Here is a 21,716-nt window from a genome sequence, read left to right as displayed (position 1 = left end):
TGAACACCCTGCGCAAGCGAATGCAGTCCTAAAAAACCACCTCCAGGCAAGGAGGTGGTTTTCCAGCACGCTCAGTCCATGTTCATGCCGTCTTCTTCATCCGGCGATGACAGCTCCGGTGTGCCCGCTGCTGCGGCCTGTCCCTTGGGCGTGGTCTCTGCCACTTCCCGCTCAGGCGCGGTCGGCTGCGCTGACCATTCGCGGCGGTTGACCGTTTTGTCCGTGACAGTGCCGTCCTCTTCGATGACCTGCACCACGACAGGTTGGGTGCCCAGGTCTTCTAAACGCACCTGGTCGCCTTGTTTCAGATTTGAATCCTTCATGGCATCTTCCAACCCTACGCCCCACACCGTGCGGGGTTTACCCCCCTCGGGCTTGAGCGTCACGAAGTAGCTCATCTGCTTGTCATCCTTGTGCTGATACGGTGCTGGCCCGTGGTCCAACAGTTCGCCCTCGATGACCTTGTTCCTGGACGGGGTGGCCTGCCCGGATGCTGCTTGAGGTGCCGAGTACAAACGCGCTTCCACCTGCTGGACTATTTTTACGGCCATCTCCGTAATTTGGTCCAGGTCCTGGACCGCCTGAGGCCAGTTCTCCACTTGCCTGTAAGCGGTTTCAAGGCTGCTTTTGAACGCTTCGCGGTAACTGTCGTTTTCCATGTAAGCCGTCAGCATGGCAGCGGCTTCAGGGGTCTTGTCATTCGTCGCAATGATCCAGACGGCATGGTCTTCACCTCGCAAGCCCATGACCGTATCAGAGGCTCTGACATCCGCTTCGGACATCGGGAAATCACGACGCCATTGTGCTTCAAGCCTCACCAGCTCGCTGGGGCTCTGCAAGTCCGGATCGTCGGCCCGTGCAGGCTTCGCGGCTTCTGGACTCGCCGACGCTGGGCTGGTGGACGCGGTCGGATTCACCGGCTCCGGCGCAGCGTCTGAAGGTGTTGCCACGCGGGTCTGTGCTTCAGACGTTGCCGTTGCTGCGGAATCCGCCGCCGGTTGCGCACGCTGCGCCTGCCATTGCGCAAACGCCTGGTCGCCTTTGGGCTCGCCACGCTCTGGAATGCCCAGGGTGATCGCCACCTTCTCCACGAATGCAATGCGCTCCGGCTCGGGCACAGTGTCGAGCTGGGTGGCCAGCGCCTGGCTAACCTGCTCGGCGGTTTTGCCTTCTCCATACAGCGCTTCGATGGGCACCGTAACGGCAAGGCGGTCCGCCTGGTCCCGCACGTCCCGTGTGGCATCGTCAACGTGCCGAGGCAGATTGGTAGCAGGGCCTATACTCTGCCCACCACGCTCAATGTCCAGCTCTGCACGGCGAGCCGCCAGGCTTTGATTCATGGCCTTGTCGGTGAAATGCACGTCCAGGCCATTCTTGGCCACGGCCTCGATCACCAGCTTTTTGAATTCGGCAGTGCCGTTGATCGTCAGTGTGCTGCCGAACCTTTCCCTGGCCAGCTGGAGGGCTACAGACACCCCGGCTTCGGTGATGCCCGTGCGGCGCATAGAGATTGTTTTGCCCGTGTCCACAAACAGGGTCTTGTCGGTCTGCTTGTCCAGGTAATGCACGTTCTGGCTGAACTTGGCTTTGCGCGTGTAAAGGTCCTTGGCGCTAAGGTCACGCGCGCGCTGACTGGCGGCGGCGGGGTCAACCTGACTGGCAAAGCGATCCATGACCCGCTTCACACGGTCACGCACGCCTTCAGGACCTGGGCCCCTCGCGCCGCTGATGCTGAAACCTGGGTCTTCTTTTTCATCGTCTAGGAGATTGCGTATGGCTGCACTGCCCATGAGATTTACCTCGATGTTGGGTTTCGGGTTGTGGAACTGTTCACGCGCTTTAAGCCGTTCGAAGGTCAGCACGGAAACCAGCTGCACCTTGTCCTGGCGGGTTAAGCGTTGATCGGAGAACACGGCGCGCCTGAGCGCGTAATACTGCTGATCGATTCGGCGTATGGCCCGGCGGTGAGCCGGGGGAATCTGGTTATGCTGCGCTTCCCGCGTGAAATACGCGGCCACCGTCGAGGCCTGCCTGTTAACGGTCAGGGCCTTGATCGAGGCGCGCTTGAACACCAGCGCCTTGTCTGCGGGCCGCTTGAGCGGATCGAACAGCATCCGGGCGCGCTGCTCGATGTCAGCCACCGTCGCGACCCGATGCGGGTTCTTGGCGTAGGGCGGGACGACAGAGCCAGGCCGCCATTGGCGGGGAGGGCGAGGCTTGCCTGGAGCCCTGGGCCTACGCCCGACAGAAGATCGTCCAGACGTAGTCGTTGCAGTCGCCGGAGTATTGGAAGGTGTTGAAGGTGATCGGTAGAACACCAGCGCGTTGTCAGAAGGCTTCTTGAGCGGATCAAAAAGGCGTCGGCCTCGCTCCTCGATGTCAGCGATGGTCGCGACGCGGTGCGGGTTCTTGGCATACGGCGGGACTACGCGTCCAGTTCGTACTCGGGCGTTTCGGGGCTTTCCAGCTCCGGTCCGGCGTCGGCCTGTAGCGCCTGCTGGCGTTGCTGTTCCCGTTGCTTCCTGAGAAACGGCGGCAGGGCCGCTTCCTCCTCTTCCTCGCTCAGCTGTGGACCCGTTCCGTCTTCCTCGTCCTCCTCCTGGTACAGGTGGTCGCAATCCAGAATCTCCTCCTGGTTGCGACTGTCCCAGGTGAACGTGTGCATCACGGGGCAGTAGCAACGCACCGTCACGGCTTCGGGCCGATCCGGCTTGCCGGTGATCTGCCACATCGCTGACGGACAGGTCTTGCAGGCCATCGGCAGGTGCGGCAGGGCGTCGCCCCGTAGTTTCAGCAGGACTTCGCTGATGATCTCTCTGTCGTTGCCCGGTGTGTACGTTGTCATTGTGTTCTCCATGGACTTGGTAGAATTTCTGCTCGCGCTCAGCAAGCAACTGCTGACGCTCTTCTGGGCTGGCAGCCACATAACGCTTGCGAAACGCCGGTGTCGCCTTTTCCACATACTTGATTTCCATCGCCCGTTGCGGCCATTCAGTCAACCGCTGGGCAATGATCGCTTTATCAAGCGGCTCCTTTTTCAAGTCGCGCCTGACGATAAAGTCATCGTGAAAGATGGTTTCTTTGAGGTTGGTAAATTTCGCATCACCGGGCAACTTGACGGCCACGTACTCATTGTCTCTGCCCTGGTTGCGGATGCGCGTTTCACCGTAGGTAGCCGCCAACTCGTAGAACGCCACACGGGTGGTCACGTTCTTTTCAATCACCTGCTTAACCAGCGTTTGCTTGAACTCCCGATTCTTACCGTAGAAGTCATCGCCCTTGTACCTGGACAGCACGCTTGCGGCATCAGCAATGTCTACCCGAACATGCTCTCTGGGTGACGCAAGGTTGTACTTCTGGTTTAGGTATTCCTGGAAAGCCTCAAAATACTTCTCATGATTCTTATAGAAGCCCACAGGGTTAGCTTCATTACCACTGAGCAAGTTAATGCGCGGCACGATCACATGAATATGCGGTTTGCGCTCAATAGGCTTGCCCGTCTTCTTATCATCGACCCATTTAATCTTGGGCAAATGCGCCTCAGCGTAAAAATTGAATTCTTCCGCTTTATACGCATACATGAGAAACTGTTTGAGCTCAGCTGTAACAGCTTTCAGTGTAGATTCGGCAACAATGTCTTCACGAAAGCTAAGCGTGAACGTCAAATAACGGTCCTGGCCGCGATCGGGAATACTCTCATAAATAGAACGGGTTAAATCAAGGTCGCCGGAAATAACCAAGCGATGATCCAGTTCATCGCGGGTGAACTCACGTCCTGACTTGTTACCTTCTTCGAGATATTCCTGTGCGCCAGTGTTGTACCCACTGGGCCTAATCAGCATCAGAGACACCTGCCAACAGCAGGGCCTCGATGGCGGTCAACTTGTTCAACCAGAGGGTGTACATCTTTTCAGAAATGACACCACGGCGGTGGGCAGCATTCACCTGGTGGGCTAACTGGTTAATGTTGTTGCTGGTTTTGTTATAGAAGAACAGTAACCGGTGATAGTCCTGTGGCTTGGCCGCCTTCACATTGAAGGTGAGTTTGGCATTGATAAAAACGTCACGCAGGAACTCGGAAGTCGTCATGCCTGCTTCCTTGGTCTTCCTGAGTATCTCGGTGTGATCATCCTCACCCACACGCAGGGTCAGGACACGGGTCTTGGGGGGCTGCTCAGCCATGGGGCCTCCGACGATCAATGACGCAATTGATTTATCGACTGATGACAAACGACAAGCGAAGCGCTACCGCTCTGCGGGGTTTCAAAGGGGTTTCCCCTTTGGCACGGCGATGTATTCGGGGGGGCGCTTCATCCCCCCGTATACATCGGTAACGTGCCTGTTTTCCCAAATCGAAGAGGGTATGCAGGTCGGAACACGCACAAAAACGCACTCCTACGCACTAGAGCGCACAAATACGCACTATAGGGTGCTTAGATCCGAAATCCGCGCATTAATACGCACAGAAAATCACTAAATTGCACTGAAACGCACTAAGTGCTAGCTTGCAGGCAAAATCATGTGGAGGTGTAGGTATGAAAGACTGGCGAAGCGCCCCTAGGAACGGCAAAGCGGCATTTCTAGAGCACCGGGAGGCTATTCAGGCAAAACTCGAAAGCGGGTACACCTTTAAAGCGATATACGATCAGTTGGTTGCATCCGAAAGCCTTTCAATGAGCCAGTCGCAATTCAATCGGTACGTGAAAGCGCTGCTCGTAGCTCCAGCACTGCAACCTGCTGTGGCTAATACCCAGCCTCAAACAGCCCCCCAAACCGCTCCAGGGGTGAGGCGCTTCACACACAACCCCACGCCTCCTGAAAACCTGCTGGATTAATGCGCAACGATGTCAGAGATCCTTTTTCTCTTTTTCAGCAGTTCGCTTGATGTTTTCCTGCACCGGTTTTGGCTGGTTTGCTACGGAGCGTTCTAAAACAATAAGCTCTCTCGCAAAGTAATTAACCTGATGATCAAGCTCAGCATTCTTCATCACCTGAAAAAATACAACAGGCGGAAATAGGAGAATGCAAACCAACAGCGACAAAGACAATGCACCGGTAGACAACCACCTGGGTATACGTCGCGGTGTGTCAGCTCCGAGCGATTTGGCTCTGGCCTCTAAAGCACTGAAAGAGAGGTTAATCTGTGACAAAGCTATCGCTACCTGATCCCTGGTTATCAGGTCCAGCGATTTTTTCGCTTCCTCAATAATGGCTGCTGAATTGCCTTTTAGTAAGTCACGGGAAGATTTACAAAGCGTTGTCGCAGTATTTTCGGCCTCCTCAACCGCCAAACTGATTCGTTCTACAGTCTTGCCAATTTCGAATGGAATGTCTCTGATTTCTCGGATGATGTGTTGCTGAAGTTCAATATATTCTTCTTTGTCCTCCTTGACTATTTCTTTGCAAATTACTGCAAGGGCATAGATTGGATCTTTAGACCCAATAGTTATGCCCACTTCCTCGAAAACCTTTTGCGATATCCGCCGCTCAAGTTCATCACTCATAGACACCTCAGAACTGGATTTGATTCAACTGAGAAAATACGTGATTGACCACGGTGTGGATTCGTTGCTTTTCCATTGTCACGAAGTTGGGCGATAGCTTGACTTCCTCCAAGGTCAAACGCTGCACGTTCATTCGGCGAATATCATCTCCATAGGTATGATGATTTCGAGCAGGCAAGCTCACTGTTCCATGTAAGCGGTCACTTTGTTTTTGGTAAAGTTTTGTCTCTACAAATGGCTTCCCATCGGCAGAAATCAACGCTCCAAAATGTTCGTTCATCCACAAAACAAGCGAAGCTTCGGGCAACCCTTGAGCGATTGAGTTAAAGCCATTAGCGGTATCTTGAAGCGTATCACCACCGCCAACAACGGTATGCACATAAACCTTCCTGCCGTTTTCCTGCAAAAAATTGACCAAATCGTTCTCTACCATGTAGGCCAACAGTGGCGAGAAGGTGTTAGCGCCGTTATCAATAACGAACACACCTTCCTGCTCTAATATTTTCTCGATAAGAGAATCGAACATCTTTGCATTGATAGTGCGTGATTCGTTCATCACAGGAATATGTACCGCATTGAGAGCTTTGTAGTGGGAGAAAGTCGTATTCTCCTGATCAGTATCAAAAGCCCTGAGCGTTTCACCTTTACTCAAGAAGTACTGTGCCAGCAAAACGGCAGCCAATGATTTACCAATCCCGCCTTTACCTTGCAGGATGAGATGTACGGTATTGAGCATGATTTGTTCCTTAAAATTGAGTAAGCCGTTGGACTTGAACACCAAGGGCGCTGCCCTTGTCATCCCGCAACGGCCGCGTTGACCTCGGGAGCGCGGGGTGGTGAAGCTACCCCACACTCCCAAGGTGAGCCTTGTCTGGACGGGGTAGCGTCAAGTGTGCGCTGCGCCCGTGCTTCCGTTCGCCGCGACGATAAAGCGCGTCACGACGAGCCGGGAGCGCGGCACCTGACGTGGCCAAGATCGCTGTGTGGGTGGGTCAGACCAGCATCCAGTTGAACCGGTAGGGGTCCATGAACGGGATATTGTCGTCACCGCCGTCAAAATCCCCAGCGGGTTGCGGTGCAGGCGCTTTGGCCTGAGCCTGCTTGCCTGATGCACGCGGCGGTTTTGGTGCGGCTTTGCCTTTGCCGGATGGTTTTTCCGGTGCCGCCTGCTGGGGAACTTGCTGCCGAGGGGGTTCCTGATGATCGCTGTCACCGCTGCCCTGGCCGTTCTGGCTGTGTTGGGAGTCGCCCTGTGGACGGCCACCGAGCAGCTGCATGGTGCCTTGCATGTCCACGACGATTTCCGTGGTGTAGCGTTTGATACCGTCCTTTTCCCATTCGCGGGTTTGCAGCTTGCCCTCGATGTAGACCTGCGAGCCCTTACGCAGGTATTCGCCGGCGATTTCTGCGACCTTGCCAAACAGCGACACCCGGTGCCATTCGGTCTTTTCGACCTTCTGCCCGCTCTGCTTGTCGGTCCATTGCTCGCTGGTGGCTAGGCTCAGGTTGGTTACCGCAGTGCCGTTGGGCAGGTAACGACAGTCCGGATCTTGTCCGCAGGTGCCTACCAGGATCACTTTATTGATTCCACGCGCCATGAGTGCGCTCCTTCTTCAATGAGTTCGTTAAGGGGTGTCTTCGTTTGGGTCAAACACGAATATCTTGCTCAGAAGCTCACGGCCACGGGCTGTGGACTGCTCAGCAGGGCCCAGCAACAATGCCGTTGAACCGTCTGCCGACAACTCAAACTCTGCAAAGCAGTTGTCGCAATCCACTGGACGCCAGGTCATTTCCCACGCTTTGACGTTGACGATATCCACGGTCGCGGGGGTTTCGCAGTTGGGGCAGTGCGCCGTCATCGTTTCACCGGCTGGCCACTGCGCCGCCTTGGGCTGTTGTTCCTCTGGCATAGCTAAAGCCTCCTTTGGAGAGGGGGTCATGCGCGCGTGGGTTTGCGGCTGAATACGAATTCCAGCTTGGCTTCGTGATTGAGCTTCAGGGCCGCTTCAAAGGACTTGCCGGTTTTCTTGCTGTGAAACCCCTTCAGCACGCCGGTCTTGCCATTCGTCAGCAGCGCCTCGATCTGGCCAGGCGACAGCATCTTGCCGCTGACTTCGGGATGGAACTTAAAGGCGCAGGCGCGACACCCGATCACTCGCGGGGTGACGGCCAGTTCACTGCCGCACATGGGGCATTGAGCGTTCAGGCTGTCCAGTACCGGCTTACCGTCGCCCTGCACGTTGCCCAGGTCGATGTTCTGCACCTGGTGGGCAATGAAGTCCTCCAGTTCGTCCAGGAACGCCTCCACGGTCAGTTCACCGGCCTCGATCATCTGTTGCTGTTCATGCCAGAGCGCGGTCATGTCCGGCGTGGTCGCAATCGCGGGCAACGCGGCAATGAACTCCAGCCCCAACTGGGTGGGGATCAGTTTTTTCTTTTCTACCGCATAGAAACCACGCTCCTGCAACTTGGCCAGCACCGCGCCACGGGTCGCCGGGGTGCCGATGCCGCCGTTCTCGCCTTTCTTGCCCTGGTCGCGGTCGATCAGCAGCTGCTTGATACGCGGGTCTTGCACGTACTTGGCGACCCTCTGCAAGTCCTTGAGCAACGTGGCTTCGGTGTAGAGCGGCAGGGGCTTGGTTTTTTCCTTGGCCACCGTGATGCCGTCGCATATCCCGGCGTCACCGACTTTCAGATCCGCGAGAGCATCGAAGGGGCTTGCGACCTCGGCGGCGTCCGACGCGTCTTCGTCTGGCTCGTTTTCTTCAGTGACCTGCGCCGTCCAGCCGGGCTGTGTCACTTTGGTGGAGCGCGCAACGAAGGTGTGGCCATTCACGCCAAAACGCACTTCGGCACTGAGGTAGCGTTTCTCGGGCAAGAACTGCGCGACGTAGCGTTTGACGATGGCCAGGTACACGGCGCGTTCATCGTCACTTAGCTGGGCAATGTCGATCTTCACTGCCGTTGGGATGATCGCGGTGTGCGCCGAGACCTTGCTGTCGTCAAACGCCCGGCTTTTACGTTCCGAATTCACCTCGCTGAACATCCCGGCCAAGTCTGGCAGGGCTTCGCTGAGCAGGCTCAAGGTCTGCGGAGCCTCGGCAAACTGCTCATCGGACAGGTAACTGCAATCCGAACGGTTGTAGGTGATGGCCTTGTACTTCTCGCGCAGTGCCTGGGTCAGGGCGAGGGTTTTCTCGGCATCGATGCTGTGGGTCTTGCTCATGTACACCTGAAGGTCGAGCAACGCGAACGGCAAGGGTGCCGCCGTTTGCTTCTCCTCCACGCGCGCTTCGGTCACGTCTGTGGGCTTCATCCGGCACGCGTCGGCCACCTGGGTGGCGTAGGCCTCGTCAATGATGCGGTTCTTGTCATCGAGCGGGGCATCCGCGGCCACCACCAGGCGGGCCTGGGTACGACTGCTACCAACGGCCAGGCTTGCCGCAACCGTGTAGTAAAACGCACTGGCGTGACTCTTGTTGGCCAGGTAGCGGTTCACGATCAGTCCCAAGATAGGGGTTTGCACGCGCCCCACTGACAACACGCTTTTGACGCCCTTGGCCCTACCGGCCAGGGTGCAGGCGCGGGTCATGTTGAACCCGTACAACTGGTCGCCGATGCTGCGGGCCAGAGCTTTCTGGAACAGGCCGTAAAACTCGCGGTTGTCGCGCAGGCCGTCCAGTGCCTTACGAGCGGCATTGGCGTTCATGTCGTTGATCAGGATGCGTTTGACCGGCGCGGTGTTGCCGAAATGCACCAGGACCTCATCGACCAGCAACTGGCCTTCGTCGTCCGGGTCACCAGCGTGGACGATTTCCGAGGCGCGACCGATCAACTGCTGGACCACTTTGAGCTGGTCGCGAGTACGGGCAATGGGCTGGTACTTGGCCGGACGCAGCTTCAGGGGCAAATCGGCCTGAACCCAGTTTTTATAATCAGGGTTGTGCACCTCGGGCGGGGCCAGTTCGAGCAGGTGGCCCACGCACCAGGTGACGATATCGTTGCTGCCGCACTCGAAATAGCCGTCCTTGCGTATGACGGTGCCCAGCGCCTCGGCAATGACCTGGCCCAGGGCGGGCTTTTCCGCAATGAATACTCGCATGGTGTTCTCCTTGTCAGGATCTGGGGCTTAGCCCCGGACCTTGCCGAACTTGTCGTTGATTTTTTGGGTGTAGCTCTGATCAGCACCGGGGCAGCTGTTGAGGTAGTCCTGGCGCGCCATGGCGGTCTGGCTCCATTTGATGTTCCCGTGCTTCTTGACCAGGATGCTGAAGTAGTCCTGTTCGGCGCTGCGGCACTCGCTGCCACCGCTGTTGCCGGTGAATTTGCCGTAGAGGCACAGCACGGACTTGCACGGGTCACCGGCGAAGGCCGAGCCGCTGCCCAACAGGCACACCGCAAGCAGTGCGCAGACCCGCGTTTTGCCGCGACCGGGCACGGCGTTGCCAGCGACATGACCCTGGCGGTCAGCCGTTTTGCGGAAAGTATTCATGTGTTGCTCCTGCTGACGCCGGATGGCGCCGGTGGGGGTGTTACATCGTTTCGGGGATATCGTCAGTCTGCGCAGGCTCGGGATCTGGCTCGGGGGGCTGAGCCTTGACCGCTTCGGCCTGAGCCACTTCGGACGCGGTGTCTTTGGGATTCCAGCGCTGCCGTTGTTCGGCCTGCATGGGCTTGGTGTCGGCCACTGCCACCTTGGCTTCGATGGTGCGTACCGGCACGGTGAGCGCGTCGATTTTGGAAGCATCGCCAATCGGCACATCGGGCGTCGGCATACCGGCTCGCTCTTTGAACACGGGTTCTTCGTACCAGAAGATTTTCCGGGCTCGGATGTTGGCAGCGGGGGTGGTCTTTGTGGCTTCCACAAAAATCAGCTCTTCGCCGTAAGGCAGGGCGCTGACCTCCTGCGGCAACAGCAACGGTCGGGGCTGTTCGCTGTAACTGTCTGTTTGACCTCGAGCACCGATTTCATGCTTCTGTCTGTTCAACGACTGGTTATGGACGCGCACCGTGGTGTTACCCAGGCGCGTGCTGTACTCCTTGGCCAGCTCGACATTGCCGGTGCCGTAGACGATTTCGATGTGAAAGGCCTGCATGATGCCGTTGCCTGCCTCCCGGCCATACGTGCGCTCGCTGCGCAGCTGGTCCTTGCCCTGAAAAATGATGATGTAGCGAAGGCCTGCACCACGTGTCAGCGCCGGGGCCATTTCCATGATCTCGATACGGCCCATGACCGCGATTTCGTCGATCACGAACAACACCTGGTACTTGAGTATCAACGTGCCATCTGCGCAATGACCACCCTGCTCGGGCATCACATCGGTGTTCTGCTGAATGGCCTGAGTGAAGAACAGGTTCATCAGCGGGCCGTATTTCTTGATGGCGTTACCGGTCACGCAAAAGTAGATGCTGATCTTCTCCTTGCGCAGCTTGGTGAAGTCAATGTCGGTGTCTGAGACTGCCCAGGCCACCGTTTTCTCGGCATACATGGACAAGGCACCGCGCAAGATATCGACGGTGGTGGACCATCCGCTGCTCTTGTTCTTCGAGGCCTCGAACACGCCATTGAGTTCACGAAGGGTTTCCACTGACAGCGCGTTGGGGCCAGTGCTGTGTTGCTCGATGGCTTGCTGCGCCCACACACCGAGCCCGGTGCCCAGTGACGCCACCTCATAGGCCTGGGGCAAGGTCAGCTTCATACCATTGAGCTTCATGCCCTCCATTTCCATCAGGTACAGCAAGATGGCCGCAAACACGTTGGCAGCCTTGTTGTACCACTCCTGGTTCTTGGGGTTGTCCGACACGAACAGCACACCCGCCAGCGTGCGTATCTGCCCCAAGCGGTACAGCGGGTCGCGGCTGAGTGCGCTCAGCGGGTTCCAGCGGTGCGTCTCCAGAAGCTCCGGCGAAAAGCGGTAGACCTTGTGTCCGGCTGCGGCCCGAAAACCTGCCGTGTCCCTCCAGTTTTCGAATTTGGGGTCGTTCACCACTACCGAATCGGGGTAGCTCAATAGATTGGGGGTAACGACTCCCACCGTTTTGCCGGTGCCAGGGGGCGCGGCCAGCATGACGAACGTCTGGCCATAGCTGGCCAAGAAGGTGTCCTTGGTGGGGTGTTTGCCAATGAGGATCGCGGGGTGCTCCTCGATCCGTTCTTGGGGATTGTCCGGGCTGATGGGTTTCGATTTAGCCTTGCCCATCAGCGGCCCCCTGCTTGACGCTGAAGCGTCTGTTCGTTGTTGCTTTGCGCCTGAAGCGCGGCCTGTTGGTGTTGCAGAGCGATGGACTGCTGCTGGTTGGCCTGTATCTGCTTGAGCGAGGCGCTGATGACTTCGAGCTGGTTCGACTGTCGATCAAGCTGTGACTGAGTCGCGCAGCCGGTCAGGGACAGCATGAATACTGCGGACAGGGTCAGTGCGGTACGAACGTTCATGATCATATTTCCTTTGAGTAGGCACAGCCAAACGCCAGGCGGCTGGTAGCTGACTGTGTGGCGTTGCATGGGGAGGGTCTGAAAATGCGGGTGTATCAGGGGGCGATGTGGCTATTTATTTGCGCAGTCCCCGCAATAATCCGAGTAGCAATTGATCGGCATCCATGACGTGGTATTCCTTAGCTAACTTACGGCGTGGATCATCTGCCTGGTCCGCAGCCAGCTGCTCCAGATTGGTCTGGTCTTCGCTGCGCATCTCCTGCGCGTCGCCGCCGGTTGTCAGCAAATACTCCAGCGCTGCGGCTGGAATATCTTCAGGTTCTGCGAACCGGCATTCCCATTCGATTTCGTTTTCGGTTCTTCTGAAAAATTCCTTTTCGCCTGCCTGCATCGCATCCTCTGCCGATAAGCAGGCTAGTCCCCCTTCTTTGCCGCAAACATAAAAAAACCAGAGTCCAGACGCCGAAAATTCTCCATCTTGAGCAGTGTCGAATTCGTCGGAGGTTCCAACAAAAATTGCTGGGTTAGTCGCGTGCTTGATGATTGTCATAATCGTATTCTCTTGTTCCCTCTAAGCATGCTTAATCACATACGCTGTATGGAATCCTTGATGGGATCGTGGACGACAACCGAATCGGGATAACGGAGCAAATTAGGAATCACCCCCCCTACGGGCTTGCCGGAACCTGGCGGAGCAGCCACCAGAAACGAATCCTCCGCGGGGTGCTCCTCGATCCGTGCTTGGGGATTGTCCGGGCTGATGGGTTTGGATTTAGCTCTGGCCATCAGCGGCTCCATGCTTGACGCTGAAGCGCCTGTTCGTTGTTGCTTTGCTGCTGAAGATCAGCCTGGAGTTTTTGCAGATCGATGGACTGCTGCTGGTTGGCCTGAATCTGCTTGAGCGAGGCGCTGATGACTTCGAGCTGGTTCGACTGTCGATCCACCTGGGACTGGGTGGCGCAGCCAGTCAGGGACAGCATGAATACTGCGGACAGGGTCAGTGCGGTACGTACATTCATGGTCATATTTCCTTTGAGTAGGCACAGCCAAACGCCAGGCGGCTGGTAGCTGACTGTGTGGCGGTGCAGTGGGATGGTTTGAAAGTGCGGGGGTATCAGAGGGCGATGCGGGGGCAACGCCTACTTGCTGGTGTTACGGGTATTACCGGGTTGCTTTGCCAAACGGTACACACGGACACGGGCATAGCCTGACTCACTATTGGCGAGCGTGGTCCAGCTCCCCTTGTGGCCGGTGTTCAGCCTCTCGATAAACGGCGTGACCTCATCATCGGTTTTCGTATCCGCCAACACGATGGTTATGGTGAAGTTCGCCAACATGGCTTCTGCTGATGCCTTAGAGAGCGCCAGTACGTCTTTTGCGTCACTTTTTGCGAACACTTTTTCGGTGGTCATCGTAATGCCTCGTCTGTTGTCTGAATGCATGTAGTGCGCGTAAAGCCTACTTGCGGGCCTTACTGGTGTTCTTGTATTCGCCCTGGTACTCGAACTGGCGCAGCTCGCGGTCGTTGGCAAAGCGGGCATCACCGTGCAGCGAGGTCTTGGGCTTCAAGCGCACGAAAACGGCCATCAACGTAACGCCGACCGGCAGGAACGTCAGGGCTGCCGTCACACACCACGACCAGGGCACGTACAGCATCCGCCGGTCGTTCCAGGGCAGCTTGCGGGCTTCCCACAGCGTGTCCCAGGACAAGCCCGCGAAGTGACCCTGAGTCAGTTGCAGAAACATCGCACCCCCTGCGTACAGGCCTGCCACGAAGAACACCAGCATCAATGCGATGACCAGTAATGTCAGTCTCCACCACATAAACGTCTCCTGTCACCCTGCCTGGCGAGCGTGTGCTCGGCCTTCTGAACATGAGCACGTGCCGCCTCGAAGGCTGCGAACGTGTTCGGATAAGGCTGCATCGCTTCGATCATCGTGAACACTTGCCCCAATGCATCACGGTTGTACCGCTCGCGCTCTACAAGGGCTTTCTCCAGGCCGTGTGCAGGTTTGCGCGTAATGCTGTTGTGCAAGGTGACGTAATCCATCTGGATGGCTTCGGCCACTGCGTAGAACTGTGAGTAATTGAGCAGCAGAATGTATGGCTGCGTGGGTGGCTCGGGCCTTTCTGCTACGCGCTTACCGCTACCGCGTGTTGCAAACATCCGAGTAAAAATCCGTTTCAACCACATGACCCACTCCTATTTAGCTCGTTGACGCTGACCATTGAGCAGGGCCAGCTTGTGTTCAGGTTCGTAATGCACTTCCAGGATGTCCGTCTCTTCCATGTACACCACCACGTCGAACGAGGTTCGTACCAGGCGTTCGATGTACTCGTAGTCCAGGCCCTTGCCGACCTCCGACTGCTTCACCAGGCCGCACACACGCGCATAGCCCGCTTCACTGTCGTTGGCGTGCGCCGTGGTCACGGTGCCCTTGGTGCCGGTGTTCAGAATCTCGATGAAGTGCCACACCTCGTCACCCGTCAGCTCGGCCAGGAACAGATGGTCAGGCTTCATCCGTAGCGCGCTGGCCACCAGGGCTTTGGGTGCCACCACATGGCCGTAGAGCAGATGCACATGGTTGGGATGAAAGGGCAGGGTGTCTTCCAGTATTTCCTGGATCGTGACCATGCGTCGGTGAGCAGGAAAGAGGTCGATCAGCGACTTGCCGTAGGTGGTTTTACCCGACCCTGGCCCGCCGAACACGATGATGTTCTGGCGATGAGCGACGGCGATTTCCATGAACCGGTCCCAGTCGCCGGCAGCGTGTGCTTCCTGCATGTCGCGCTGCCAGGCTTTCAGAGTCAGTATCGGTGAAGCGATGGCCTCAGCCCGGTCATAGCGGCCACTGTTGATGTAATCCTTATGGGTGAAGCGCTGCAAGGAGGGTTTTCGAAACGTCATCGACAGCGTGCCTTTCTGGCAGGCCGGGGCCATGACGATCTGGCCCCGCTCGCCGCCCGGCAGCTCCACCGTGTGAATCGGTGAATGAGGAGCCAGCACGCGATAGTTCAGCGCGCAAAGCGCGTTGGCCAGCCGCCAACACAGATTGTAGGTGAGCCAAGGCGCGTCCTCGCGCACCCAGCCGTCTGGCCCGTCTACCCAGATTTCAAAGGGCCGGTTAATGGCCACGTCCTGGGTGCCGGGGCGATTCAGGCGCTCGGTGACGCCTGCCTGGTCGAGAAAGTCCAGGACCAGCGTGTCTTCGGTCAGTCCTTGTTCCTCAGCGTCTTGCGAGTGATCTGGTTCTTGCGTCATGAATACTCCTTAGCGGTTCTCGAAAACCGATGAAAAGTCGATGTCTCGGGCCACGATGACGGTGATGACCGTACCTGGCAGCAGATGCGCGGTGTCCGGAATGTTGATGGTGCTGTCCAGCGCCTTGTTGGCCATGCTCTCCACGTTCTGCTCGCTGTTGTTCACCGTGTAGCCTCCAGACCCCGAGCTTTTCTGCGTCGTGTTGGACGCGGCCTGAAGCGCGTCCTGGATGAACGACAACATCACCGCACCGCCAAAGCGCTGCATGTAGTGGCGATTGATCCAGGCTTCGGTCCCGCTGGCTCCCATGGGGCCTGCACCTAGGCTGTCAATCTTGGCCCGCACACCCGATTGGGTTTCGATTTCGGTCCAGGTGGTGAACACGCTGGTTTCGCCTGGCCCAACCTCAACCGTCTGTTCACCGGTGAGCTTGTCACCCGCCGCCGCAATCACCGTGGAGCCATCGGCGGAATACAGCGGATCGGTCAGACGACAATCCACCAGCCCCGGATGGGTGCTGATGATTTCGGTGTACAGCGCGCAGCGCGTGTAGGTGTTGTGGCTGACCAGGTACTTGCGGTTCGGAGCCAGGTACGCTTTGGCCGGCGCAAAGGTGGTGCCGCCCAGGTTGCTCAGGCTGCTGCGTTTTCGGGTGGACGATTCACCGCCCAGGTCGCCACTCGATCCGCCTTGCACGTCAGCCAGCAATGAAGGCGGCAGGGTAGGCTGATCGGTAGTCGGCTGTTGCGACTGAGTCTGCCCAGCGCCGGTGCCCAACGCATCTTCCGAGGTGACGAACATCGCTGGACCGAGTTTGCGTTGCAGGGGTGTCAGCACCACGGGGGGAGGCTGGCCGTTCGCGCCTGGCGGTGGCGGCGCACTCCCGGCGTTGCCTTGACCGGTTTTTCCGCGATCAGCGTCCCTTCTATCCTTTTCCTCTTTCGCCAATCGCTCTCGTTCAGCGCGGGCTCGCCGTTCCTCTTCGGCTTTATCAGCGGCCAGCTTGGCTTCCCGGGCCTTTTTCATGCTGTCGTCACTGACCTGATTGATGTCCAGGGTCGCGTCCTTCTTGACGTTCGTTTCATCAACCTCGGAGCCGGTGGTTTTCATCTGGGAAATGGTGAAGTACCAGAGTCCGCCAATCATCAGCAGCCCTACAAACACCAGCCCGGCCATGCCCAGGTATAGCGTCTTCTTGTTTTGTGTATCGCCTGTGCGTTTGGCCCGCACGTCAAAAGCCCCACGGGCTTGGGTGCTGGCAGGCTCGGAGGCCGGTTTCTGTTCCGGGGCCGCTGCTGTGGTCGCTGCTGTGGTCGCTGCTGATTCGGGCGGCCCGATGCTGTCCGGCCCTTGAGTGTTCTCCGGAGCCTGGTCGTTGTCATTGTTCTGCATGCTTAAGCTCCCGAATCTCACCCGTGGTGGTCCCGTTGAAGTTGTACCCCGTGTTCACCTGGGCAGTAGGCCGGGCCTCTACAACCAGGCCGTTCAGGCGGAACCGGAACAACCGGCTGACGCCATGCACCACGACCACGTTCTGTTCGTTGTGCGCATCGGCCAGGGTTTCGGTGCCATCGGGCAGGACCTGGTACAACACCGGGCGCGGCCCGTTGCCGGTGAAACGGAAGCAGGTCAGCATGCCGTTGTCCCAGCCCTCATACGGCGCTATGGACCGGCTCTCTGCACTGGAGCGCTTCTGATAGGGGCCGTTTTGCACCGAGCCGTCGCAGGGGTTGCCGGGGTCACGGCGCACCGCGCCGGTTTTTTTCGGCGGCTCGGGGTAGGTGAAGCGCAGCGCGTAGGTCATGTCCGCAGCCCGGTTCACCAGTTTCAGCTCCAGCAGGTAGGTGTGCCGATTGGTGTTGATCACCAGGTTGGTATTGGGCTCCTGATCGGTGATGGGCTTGATGGCCACCAGGTTGCCGGCCTTGTTCGGACCGATGGACCAGGCTTTCGGATCACCCGACACCATCAGGCCCGAAGCCTCGTTGATGGTCTCGTTGGCCGGAAGCTGAACCAGTGAGGTACGACCTATCGAGGCCTGGATGCGGTACACGTTGTCCGGGCTGTAAACAGCGGTCTGCACGCGCCGGTCCAATGCCGATCCGGTGCCCATGCTCTCGGCCAGAGCCGGGACGGCAAACGTCAAGGCCAATAGCGCCGTGAGGCCTGAAGCGGCTTTATTTCCCATTGGACACCCCCACTTCTCGGGTCATCGTGTAGGCCTTGACCCCAAAACCACGGGGGTTTAGCCACTGATCACCGGCTTTTTTGGCAGCGTTCTTGTAGTCGTAGGTCACCGTGGCCACCCAGGTCACCGGGTGCAGCTGGGGATCGGGCATGCCGTTGCGGTCCAGCACGGTTTTAGTGATCCGCACCTGCGCGGTGCCTTCCCGGTCCTTGCGTTCCAGGAAGTTGATGTTGTTGATATCCGTGCGTATCTGCCGGTTGGTCCCCAGCACTTCCAGATAGCCCTTGGAGGACAATTGGAAGTTGCGGTACTCGGTAAAGGTCTCGCCGTAGGACATCAGCTCCACCATGCCGAACTCGGCGTCGTGGCTTGAGAAGTTGTAGCTCTCGCGGAAACGTACATAGGTCGAGAGCCAGAACTCGTCATCGATCTGCTCCGGTGGCTTGCCTTTGTCGTCGGCCCACACCACGTCCGTGTAACCGGAGTTGTTGTCGACCCGTACCAGCCCAAGTTGCACGCTCTTGAGCGGGGTCAGGCCCAGCACGGCGGCGATGGACATAAAGGTCAGCACCCCAAAGAAGGCCGCCAGGCGACGGGCGTTTTTAGTCTTGGCCTTCTCATCGGCGGCGATGTTCTTTTCAAAGAACCGCGCTGCGTGGATGTAAGCCTGTTCAGCCAGGCTGATGTCTTTTGCAGTGGCCGCGTCGATGATGATATGGGCGGCCAGTCGCCGCTCCTGATCGATCACGTCCTGTTTGGATTTTCGAAGCTTTCTCATAAGTCACCTAAACCTGGACATACACGTGCTTCGCGGATCAGTTCGCGGAGCATTTGGAATCGTTGGGCGGGGCCTCGGCGGGCTTTGCCGGAGTGGCAGCCACCGGGCGCGCTGGAGAGGTGGTCTTGAGCGACTGGGCCTTGGGCGCAGGGCTCGCTGCTGGCAGTACCCGGCCAGGCACGGGAGCGGGCGTTATCACGGGGGCAGCGCGAGGTGCTGGGGCATGGGTGAAAGGCATGTCTTCCCATTGCCCTTCGGGTTCGGAAAGTTTGGGTGCAGAGCCACACCCTGACAGCAAGGCAGCCGAAAGCAGCCCGCTCAAAGCAAGTCTGAAAGTCATGTTGGAGTACCTGTTGTTGCGAGAGAGGCGAGGGAGTTGAAGGCGTGTGTTCGAGGGGTTAAGAGATTTTGTTGCGACGCATTGACTGCCGCACTTTGGAAAGGCCGGCGGCGGCACCACGAGTCATGCCTCTTGCAGCACCAAATCCTGAAATTTTGCTGCCAATTCCGCCTCCCGAAGGACCGCCACCCATGATGGAGGCTGCTTGCTGAGGCAGTTCGACGACCAGTGCTGTGAACGTGCAGAAGACAATCAGGATGGTGAGATTCCCCTCCAGACTGGTGTCTATGACGCCATTTTTAATCATCACGGTGTTGATAAATCCGATTTCGATCGCCAGCACGACCGATATCAGTACCTGAGCCAACATAAAGCCCGCGATGGCTGCAACCCAGCCCCAGAAATACTGTTTGGTCTGATCAAACAGCAGAAAAGCGATGAACAGAGGCCCTACGGCCACGATAGCCGTTGTCGATACTTTCAGGACAAAGAGCGTAGCCACGGCAGCCAGTAAGAACGGGATACCTCCCAGCACATAAAACACCACTGCCTGAATGCCCAACCAAATATCAGAAAAACTGGCCTTGAAGATATTGAAGTTCATGGCTCCTATCAGTGCTTTCAGGTTAGAAGCATAAGCAACAATCAAACTGTCGATCTGGTTGGTTTGCATGCCCTCCTGGCCGGACAAGATTCCCCCCATCCAGTTGGGCAAGCCGGTGATAAAGGGCACAATCGTCTGGACGTACCATTGCAGGTTGAACGCACAACCCGCAATACACGCCATTTTCAAAATTTCTTTGGCCACATCCTCGAAAGCAACGTTCATCCCCCGGTACAACCACTGCATGTTGCGAAGCGTGAAGTGGATCAACCACAGGGTTCCGAAGAGTGCCCCAAGCCCCAGCATCACCTTGGTCATCCCGGTGACCAAGGCGCTTTGCAGGGCGGCATCAACGAAATCAAACAACGTCTGGGCTATTTTGGTTACGTCCATGCCGCCTCCGTTATTTTGATCGGGTATACGTGGTGTTATCGAAATAGATGACGTCGCCTTCCAAACGCATGGTTAAAAGACCAGCAACCATGCTTAAAACGGTGTCTGACTCGGCCTTACCTTCAAATAGCTGCGTCTTTTTTTCTCTTTTACCATCCCCCCACATATCGTCCGTGGTTTCTAGGTTTACGTGAAACATTTCTCCGTCTTTTGAGATATCCATGACATAGGTTGGCTTGCCCATTCTTTTCATGTCTTCTCCAGTCCATCGCCCCACAAATCCATCCCCTTTGCTATCGAAGCAACCGGACAGCGCCAGTGCAAACAGGACCAGGCACGAAAAAGCAGTCAGTTTTTTAAACATAGGTCATCTTCCCTTTTGAATTTATTGGTTAATCACTCGTAGCTAGGCCGCACGCTCGTTTTACCGTTCATGTAATCACGAAACGCCTGGGCCCGTTTTTCGTTTTCCATGTTCTCTTGCTGCTGCTGGAGCATCTGCATGTTGGCCAGCCGCATCTGCTGGTTTTGCTGCTCGATCAGCTCCTGCTGGTAACGCAGCTGTAAATCCTCCTTCTGCTGTGGGGTCGTCACCTCGTTCAGCCGAGCCCGTAGCAGCTCGGCGTTCTTGACCCGTTCAGTGCTGGCGTCATAGTTGCGCTCCAGCGCATCGGCAACCGACATCATCTGGTCGAATTTGGCCTGCACGCTGGCATTATCCGAGGTCAAGCCGTAGCGGTCACGCAGACTGGCGATGTCCCGTGCCGTGCTGTACACATCAGCCCAATCCCCCATGGGCATGACTTTGTTCAAGGCGGGATCGTTCAGGAACCCTCCCAGCATGTCATTACCGGTGACGATGCTTTTGTAGTGGTTGTACTCCTGTGCGGCCTGGCTGATGGCGTCCTTGGCGGTGGTCAGCGCGTCATAGGCCTGTTTGGCCTGAGCCACTGCATTCAGTCGCAGTTCGATCAGATTCGATGGATCTACAACCGGAACGCCTGGCACTACTGCGTAGGCCGCAGGCAGGACGGTGGTCAACATGAGCGCGCTCAGCGCGACCGCAATTGCATGCTTTTTCATGACGCATCCTCAATTTCATTCTGTTCCTGAAGGGCTTTCCAGGCTTTCTGGAAAGCCGGCAACCAGCGTTGCGCGTCCCGCGTGTTCATGGACTGACGAAGGTTTTCGGCGTAGTCGAACGCGGGCAGCCACACAGCGGGATCGTCGGTGTTCAACCATTGGCGTACAGCCTCGGCCACCAGAAATGCATCGACCCACACCGTGGGATCGGACGTGCCCAGGTATTGCCGAACACGCTCAGCCACCGCCAGGTTCTTTTCCGTGGCGGACAGCAACGGCAACCAGTACTTGAGTGGGCCGCCCAGATCCATCTTCAGCTTCACCGTCTGGTGACCCTGCTGTACCACCATTTCCCGGCTGAGCTTCCCCATGGCACGCACGGCCTCGAACAACTTGCCCGTGACGCCAAACTTGGCGTAGCTCTCAGCCTGTGCGTTTTCATTGGGCAACCACATGGGGGTGGTCACCTGCTGAATGACCGCCGGAGCATACTTCGTCGCCAGCGCTTGCTCGGGGTACTGGGTGTCCATGATCAGGATTTCCCCGCGCATACGACCGCTTTGCAGAACCTCCTGGATGGCGTCTGCCGTGCTTTTGAACGACAACGGTGCCCAGTACTCGGCCACCACGTTCAGCAGCAGGTTGCCGGGGCGGGCCTGGTGCATTTCGCGCTTCATGTAGAACAGCGTGTTCAGAAACGCTTCCATGACCTCGGGGTGTTTCTCGGCATAGTTGTTTTTGAGCAACTGCGTGCAATCGAAGGCCAGACGCCGGTAGGTCTGCGCATCGAACTGGTTGACCGGTGAGTCCAGTACCCAGGCGTATTGCCCTTCACGGTCTTCACCGGCCAGGCGACACCATTTCGATAGCCGGGTCCGCAAGCAGTTTTCGCCTTGCTCAGGGATGTTGCGCAGCAGCAATGACATGCTGCGATTGCGCACGTTGGTGTGCGCCATGACCGCCTCGATCGAGTCCTTGATCCTTCTCTGGTCAGCGTCATTGCTTTTGTCAGGGCCCCCCGCGCAACACAGCACCAGGTCAAACAGCATTTGCCGCAACTCCGGACTGTCGTGAAACTGGAACGGGTTGACGCCGGTGAAGTGCCCCAGCTGCACGGTGTAATACTCGGC

General features: G+C 57.4%; 26 protein-coding genes and 2 pseudogenes. 2 read left to right on the top strand and 26 right to left on the bottom strand.

The features are described from left to right. Window positions 1-71: 71 nt before the first annotated feature. Entirely contained in the window at window positions 72-1,673 is a 1,602-nt protein-coding gene (locus ALO80_RS32275; RefSeq protein ID WP_328586926.1) for an LPD7 domain-containing protein, read from the bottom strand. 752 nt (window positions 1,674-2,425) lie between these two features. Next, window positions 2,426-2,845, bottom strand: coding sequence for a hypothetical protein (locus tag ALO80_RS32270; protein WP_055008211.1), 420 nt, complete (start codon window positions 2,843-2,845; stop codon window positions 2,426-2,428). Between the two features lie 10 nt (window positions 2,846-2,855). On the opposite strand from ALO80_RS32270, the gene ALO80_RS32265 reads away from it, so the two are divergent. Then, a complete protein-coding gene (locus ALO80_RS32265; protein ID WP_144434204.1) occupies window positions 2,856-3,341 on the top strand; it encodes a hypothetical protein in 486 nt (161 codons plus the stop codon). Window positions 3,342-3,831: 490 nt separating this feature from the next. On the opposite strand, the gene ALO80_RS05335 is transcribed toward ALO80_RS32265, so the two are convergent. Then, window positions 3,832-4,182 (bottom strand): plasmid mobilization protein, encoded by a 351-nt coding sequence (locus ALO80_RS05335; RefSeq protein WP_055008208.1) that lies wholly within the window; start codon window positions 4,180-4,182, stop codon window positions 3,832-3,834. Window positions 4,183-4,535: 353 nt separating this feature from the next. On the opposite strand from ALO80_RS05335, the gene ALO80_RS05330 reads away from it, so the two are divergent. Then, entirely contained in the window at window positions 4,536-4,835 is a 300-nt protein-coding gene (locus tag ALO80_RS05330; protein WP_032074567.1) for a TraK family protein, read from the top strand. 12 nt (window positions 4,836-4,847) lie between these two features. On the opposite strand, the gene ALO80_RS05325 is transcribed toward ALO80_RS05330, so the two are convergent. The 23 genes and pseudogenes from ALO80_RS05325 to ALO80_RS05220 form a co-directional block, all read right to left on the bottom strand. Continuing rightward, complete coding sequence (locus ALO80_RS05325) at window positions 4,848-5,504, bottom strand: hypothetical protein (RefSeq protein WP_031599151.1); 657 nt, start codon at window positions 5,502-5,504, stop codon at window positions 4,848-4,850. 7 nt (window positions 5,505-5,511) lie between these two features. Then, window positions 5,512-6,240, bottom strand: coding sequence for a P-loop NTPase family protein (locus ALO80_RS05320; protein ID WP_054082423.1), 729 nt, complete (start codon window positions 6,238-6,240; stop codon window positions 5,512-5,514). Window positions 6,241-6,496: 256 nt separating this feature from the next. Beyond that, complete coding sequence (locus ALO80_RS05315) at window positions 6,497-7,102, bottom strand: single-stranded DNA-binding protein (RefSeq protein WP_055008207.1); 606 nt, start codon at window positions 7,100-7,102, stop codon at window positions 6,497-6,499. A 27-nt stretch (window positions 7,103-7,129) separates the two neighbouring features. Beyond that, complete coding sequence (locus ALO80_RS05310; RefSeq protein ID WP_055008206.1) at window positions 7,130-7,414, bottom strand: hypothetical protein; 285 nt, start codon at window positions 7,412-7,414, stop codon at window positions 7,130-7,132. Window positions 7,415-7,440: 26 nt separating this feature from the next. Further along, window positions 7,441-9,606, bottom strand: a complete 2,166-nt coding sequence (locus ALO80_RS05305) for a type IA DNA topoisomerase (protein ID WP_055008205.1) — start codon at window positions 9,604-9,606, stop codon at window positions 7,441-7,443. A gap of 27 nt (window positions 9,607-9,633) precedes the next feature. After that, entirely contained in the window at window positions 9,634-9,996 is a 363-nt protein-coding gene (locus tag ALO80_RS05300) for a TrbM/KikA/MpfK family conjugal transfer protein (protein ID WP_055008204.1), read from the bottom strand. 40 nt (window positions 9,997-10,036) lie between these two features. Beyond that, on the bottom strand, window positions 10,037-11,704 hold the full coding sequence (locus ALO80_RS05295) for a type IV secretory system conjugative DNA transfer family protein (RefSeq protein ID WP_055008203.1): 1,668 nt from the start codon (window positions 11,702-11,704) through the stop codon (window positions 10,037-10,039). Then, entirely contained in the window at window positions 11,704-11,937 is a 234-nt protein-coding gene (locus ALO80_RS05290) for a hypothetical protein (RefSeq protein WP_055008202.1), read from the bottom strand. Before ALO80_RS05290 ends, ALO80_RS05295 begins: the two co-directional genes overlap by 1 nt. Window positions 11,938-12,052: 115 nt before the next feature. Continuing rightward, window positions 12,053-12,487, bottom strand: a complete 435-nt coding sequence (locus ALO80_RS31900) for a hypothetical protein (protein ID WP_235812448.1) — start codon at window positions 12,485-12,487, stop codon at window positions 12,053-12,055. Window positions 12,488-12,549: 62 nt separating this feature from the next. Beyond that, window positions 12,550-12,723 (bottom strand): annotated as a pseudogene (locus ALO80_RS05280) (type IV secretory system conjugative DNA transfer family protein); the annotation flags it as partial. Then, window positions 12,723-12,956, bottom strand: a complete 234-nt coding sequence (locus ALO80_RS05275; protein WP_055008200.1) for a hypothetical protein — start codon at window positions 12,954-12,956, stop codon at window positions 12,723-12,725. The pseudogene ALO80_RS05280 and the gene ALO80_RS05275, both read right to left, overlap by 1 nt. Window positions 12,957-13,076: 120 nt before the next feature. Further along, a complete protein-coding gene (locus ALO80_RS05270) occupies window positions 13,077-13,349 on the bottom strand; it encodes a hypothetical protein (RefSeq protein ID WP_024421524.1) in 273 nt (90 codons plus the stop codon). A 46-nt stretch (window positions 13,350-13,395) separates the two neighbouring features. Beyond that, on the bottom strand, window positions 13,396-13,761 hold the full coding sequence (locus tag ALO80_RS05265; protein ID WP_004667995.1) for a hypothetical protein: 366 nt from the start codon (window positions 13,759-13,761) through the stop codon (window positions 13,396-13,398). After that, a complete protein-coding gene (locus ALO80_RS05260) occupies window positions 13,746-14,132 on the bottom strand; it encodes a hypothetical protein (protein WP_055008199.1) in 387 nt (128 codons plus the stop codon). Before ALO80_RS05260 ends, ALO80_RS05265 begins: the two co-directional genes overlap by 16 nt. 9 nt (window positions 14,133-14,141) lie before the next feature. Then, window positions 14,142-15,200, bottom strand: coding sequence for a P-type DNA transfer ATPase VirB11 (gene virB11 / locus ALO80_RS05255; protein ID WP_055008198.1), 1,059 nt, complete (start codon window positions 15,198-15,200; stop codon window positions 14,142-14,144). A 9-nt stretch (window positions 15,201-15,209) separates the two neighbouring features. Beyond that, complete coding sequence (locus ALO80_RS05250) at window positions 15,210-16,592, bottom strand: TrbI/VirB10 family protein (protein WP_055008197.1); 1,383 nt, start codon at window positions 16,590-16,592, stop codon at window positions 15,210-15,212. Then, window positions 16,579-17,388, bottom strand: coding sequence for a TrbG/VirB9 family P-type conjugative transfer protein (locus ALO80_RS05245; protein ID WP_055008196.1), 810 nt, complete (start codon window positions 17,386-17,388; stop codon window positions 16,579-16,581). Before ALO80_RS05245 ends, ALO80_RS05250 begins: the two co-directional genes overlap by 14 nt. Continuing rightward, window positions 17,378-18,166, bottom strand: coding sequence for a virB8 family protein (locus ALO80_RS05240; RefSeq protein WP_055008195.1), 789 nt, complete (start codon window positions 18,164-18,166; stop codon window positions 17,378-17,380). The genes ALO80_RS05245 and ALO80_RS05240 overlap by 11 nt, the downstream gene beginning before the upstream one ends. 37 nt (window positions 18,167-18,203) lie before the next feature. Next, complete coding sequence (locus tag ALO80_RS29055; protein WP_083493153.1) at window positions 18,204-18,506, bottom strand: conjugal transfer protein; 303 nt, start codon at window positions 18,504-18,506, stop codon at window positions 18,204-18,206. Between the two features lie 58 nt (window positions 18,507-18,564). Then, entirely contained in the window at window positions 18,565-19,503 is a 939-nt protein-coding gene (locus tag ALO80_RS05235; protein WP_055008194.1) for a type IV secretion system protein, read from the bottom strand. Between the two features lie 10 nt (window positions 19,504-19,513). After that, on the bottom strand, window positions 19,514-19,867 hold the full coding sequence (locus ALO80_RS05230) for a hypothetical protein (RefSeq protein WP_055008193.1): 354 nt from the start codon (window positions 19,865-19,867) through the stop codon (window positions 19,514-19,516). 32 nt (window positions 19,868-19,899) lie between these two features. Continuing rightward, window positions 19,900-20,586: a P-type DNA transfer protein VirB5 gene (gene virB5 / locus ALO80_RS05225; protein ID WP_055008192.1), complete on the bottom strand. Its 687-nt coding sequence runs from the start codon at window positions 20,584-20,586 to the stop codon at window positions 19,900-19,902. Beyond that, window positions 20,583-21,716, bottom strand: a pseudogene (locus ALO80_RS05220) (VirB4 family type IV secretion system protein); the annotation flags it as partial. The pseudogene ALO80_RS05220 and the gene virB5, both read right to left, overlap by 4 nt.

This window comes from Pseudomonas caricapapayae (genome assembly GCF_001400735.1).
GTDB classification, from domain to species: domain Bacteria; phylum Pseudomonadota; class Gammaproteobacteria; order Pseudomonadales; family Pseudomonadaceae; genus Aquipseudomonas; species Aquipseudomonas caricapapayae.
This window is presented reverse-complemented; position numbering and strand designations above follow the sequence as displayed.

Coding starts and splice junctions, on each gene's coding strand:
- ALO80_RS05300 (WP_055008204.1), bottom strand. CDS start 9,996: ATGAATACTTTCCGCAAAACGGCTGACCGCCAGGGTCATGTCGCTGGC.
- virB5 (WP_055008192.1), bottom strand. CDS start 20,586: ATGAAAAAGCATGCAATTGCGGTCGCGCTGAGCGCGCTCATGTTGACC.
- ALO80_RS05235 (WP_055008194.1), bottom strand. CDS start 19,503: ATGGACGTAACCAAAATAGCCCAGACGTTGTTTGATTTCGTTGATGCC.
- ALO80_RS05230 (WP_055008193.1), bottom strand. CDS start 19,867: ATGTTTAAAAAACTGACTGCTTTTTCGTGCCTGGTCCTGTTTGCACTG.
- ALO80_RS05265 (WP_004667995.1), bottom strand. CDS start 13,761: ATGTGGTGGAGACTGACATTACTGGTCATCGCATTGATGCTGGTGTTC.
- ALO80_RS05250 (WP_055008197.1), bottom strand. CDS start 16,592: ATGCAGAACAATGACAACGACCAGGCTCCGGAGAACACTCAAGGGCCG.
- virB11 (WP_055008198.1), bottom strand. CDS start 15,200: ATGACGCAAGAACCAGATCACTCGCAAGACGCTGAGGAACAAGGACTG.
- ALO80_RS31900 (WP_235812448.1), bottom strand. CDS start 12,487: ATGACAATCATCAAGCACGCGACTAACCCAGCAATTTTTGTTGGAACC.
- ALO80_RS05325 (WP_031599151.1), bottom strand. CDS start 5,504: ATGAGTGATGAACTTGAGCGGCGGATATCGCAAAAGGTTTTCGAGGAA.
- ALO80_RS05270 (WP_024421524.1), bottom strand. CDS start 13,349: ATGACCACCGAAAAAGTGTTCGCAAAAAGTGACGCAAAAGACGTACTG.
- ALO80_RS05275 (WP_055008200.1), bottom strand. CDS start 12,956: ATGAATGTACGTACCGCACTGACCCTGTCCGCAGTATTCATGCTGTCC.
- ALO80_RS05335 (WP_055008208.1), bottom strand. CDS start 4,182: ATGGCTGAGCAGCCCCCCAAGACCCGTGTCCTGACCCTGCGTGTGGGT.
- ALO80_RS32270 (WP_055008211.1), bottom strand. CDS start 2,845: ATGACAACGTACACACCGGGCAACGACAGAGAGATCATCAGCGAAGTC.
- ALO80_RS05290 (WP_055008202.1), bottom strand. CDS start 11,937: ATGAACGTTCGTACCGCACTGACCCTGTCCGCAGTATTCATGCTGTCC.
- ALO80_RS29055 (WP_083493153.1), bottom strand. CDS start 18,506: ATGACTTTCAGACTTGCTTTGAGCGGGCTGCTTTCGGCTGCCTTGCTG.
- ALO80_RS05310 (WP_055008206.1), bottom strand. CDS start 7,414: ATGCCAGAGGAACAACAGCCCAAGGCGGCGCAGTGGCCAGCCGGTGAA.
- ALO80_RS05240 (WP_055008195.1), bottom strand. CDS start 18,166: ATGAGAAAGCTTCGAAAATCCAAACAGGACGTGATCGATCAGGAGCGG.
- ALO80_RS32275 (WP_328586926.1), bottom strand. CDS start 1,673: ATGGATCGCTTTGCCAGTCAGGTTGACCCCGCCGCCGCCAGTCAGCGC.
- ALO80_RS05330 (WP_032074567.1), top strand. CDS start 4,536: ATGAAAGACTGGCGAAGCGCCCCTAGGAACGGCAAAGCGGCATTTCTA.
- ALO80_RS05245 (WP_055008196.1), bottom strand. CDS start 17,388: ATGGGAAATAAAGCCGCTTCAGGCCTCACGGCGCTATTGGCCTTGACG.
- ALO80_RS05260 (WP_055008199.1), bottom strand. CDS start 14,132: ATGTGGTTGAAACGGATTTTTACTCGGATGTTTGCAACACGCGGTAGC.
- ALO80_RS05320 (WP_054082423.1), bottom strand. CDS start 6,240: ATGCTCAATACCGTACATCTCATCCTGCAAGGTAAAGGCGGGATTGGT.
- ALO80_RS32265 (WP_144434204.1), top strand. CDS start 2,856: ATGGACTTGGTAGAATTTCTGCTCGCGCTCAGCAAGCAACTGCTGACG.
- ALO80_RS05305 (WP_055008205.1), bottom strand. CDS start 9,606: ATGCGAGTATTCATTGCGGAAAAGCCCGCCCTGGGCCAGGTCATTGCC.
- ALO80_RS05295 (WP_055008203.1), bottom strand. CDS start 11,704: ATGGGCAAGGCTAAATCGAAACCCATCAGCCCGGACAATCCCCAAGAA.
- ALO80_RS05315 (WP_055008207.1), bottom strand. CDS start 7,102: ATGGCGCGTGGAATCAATAAAGTGATCCTGGTAGGCACCTGCGGACAA.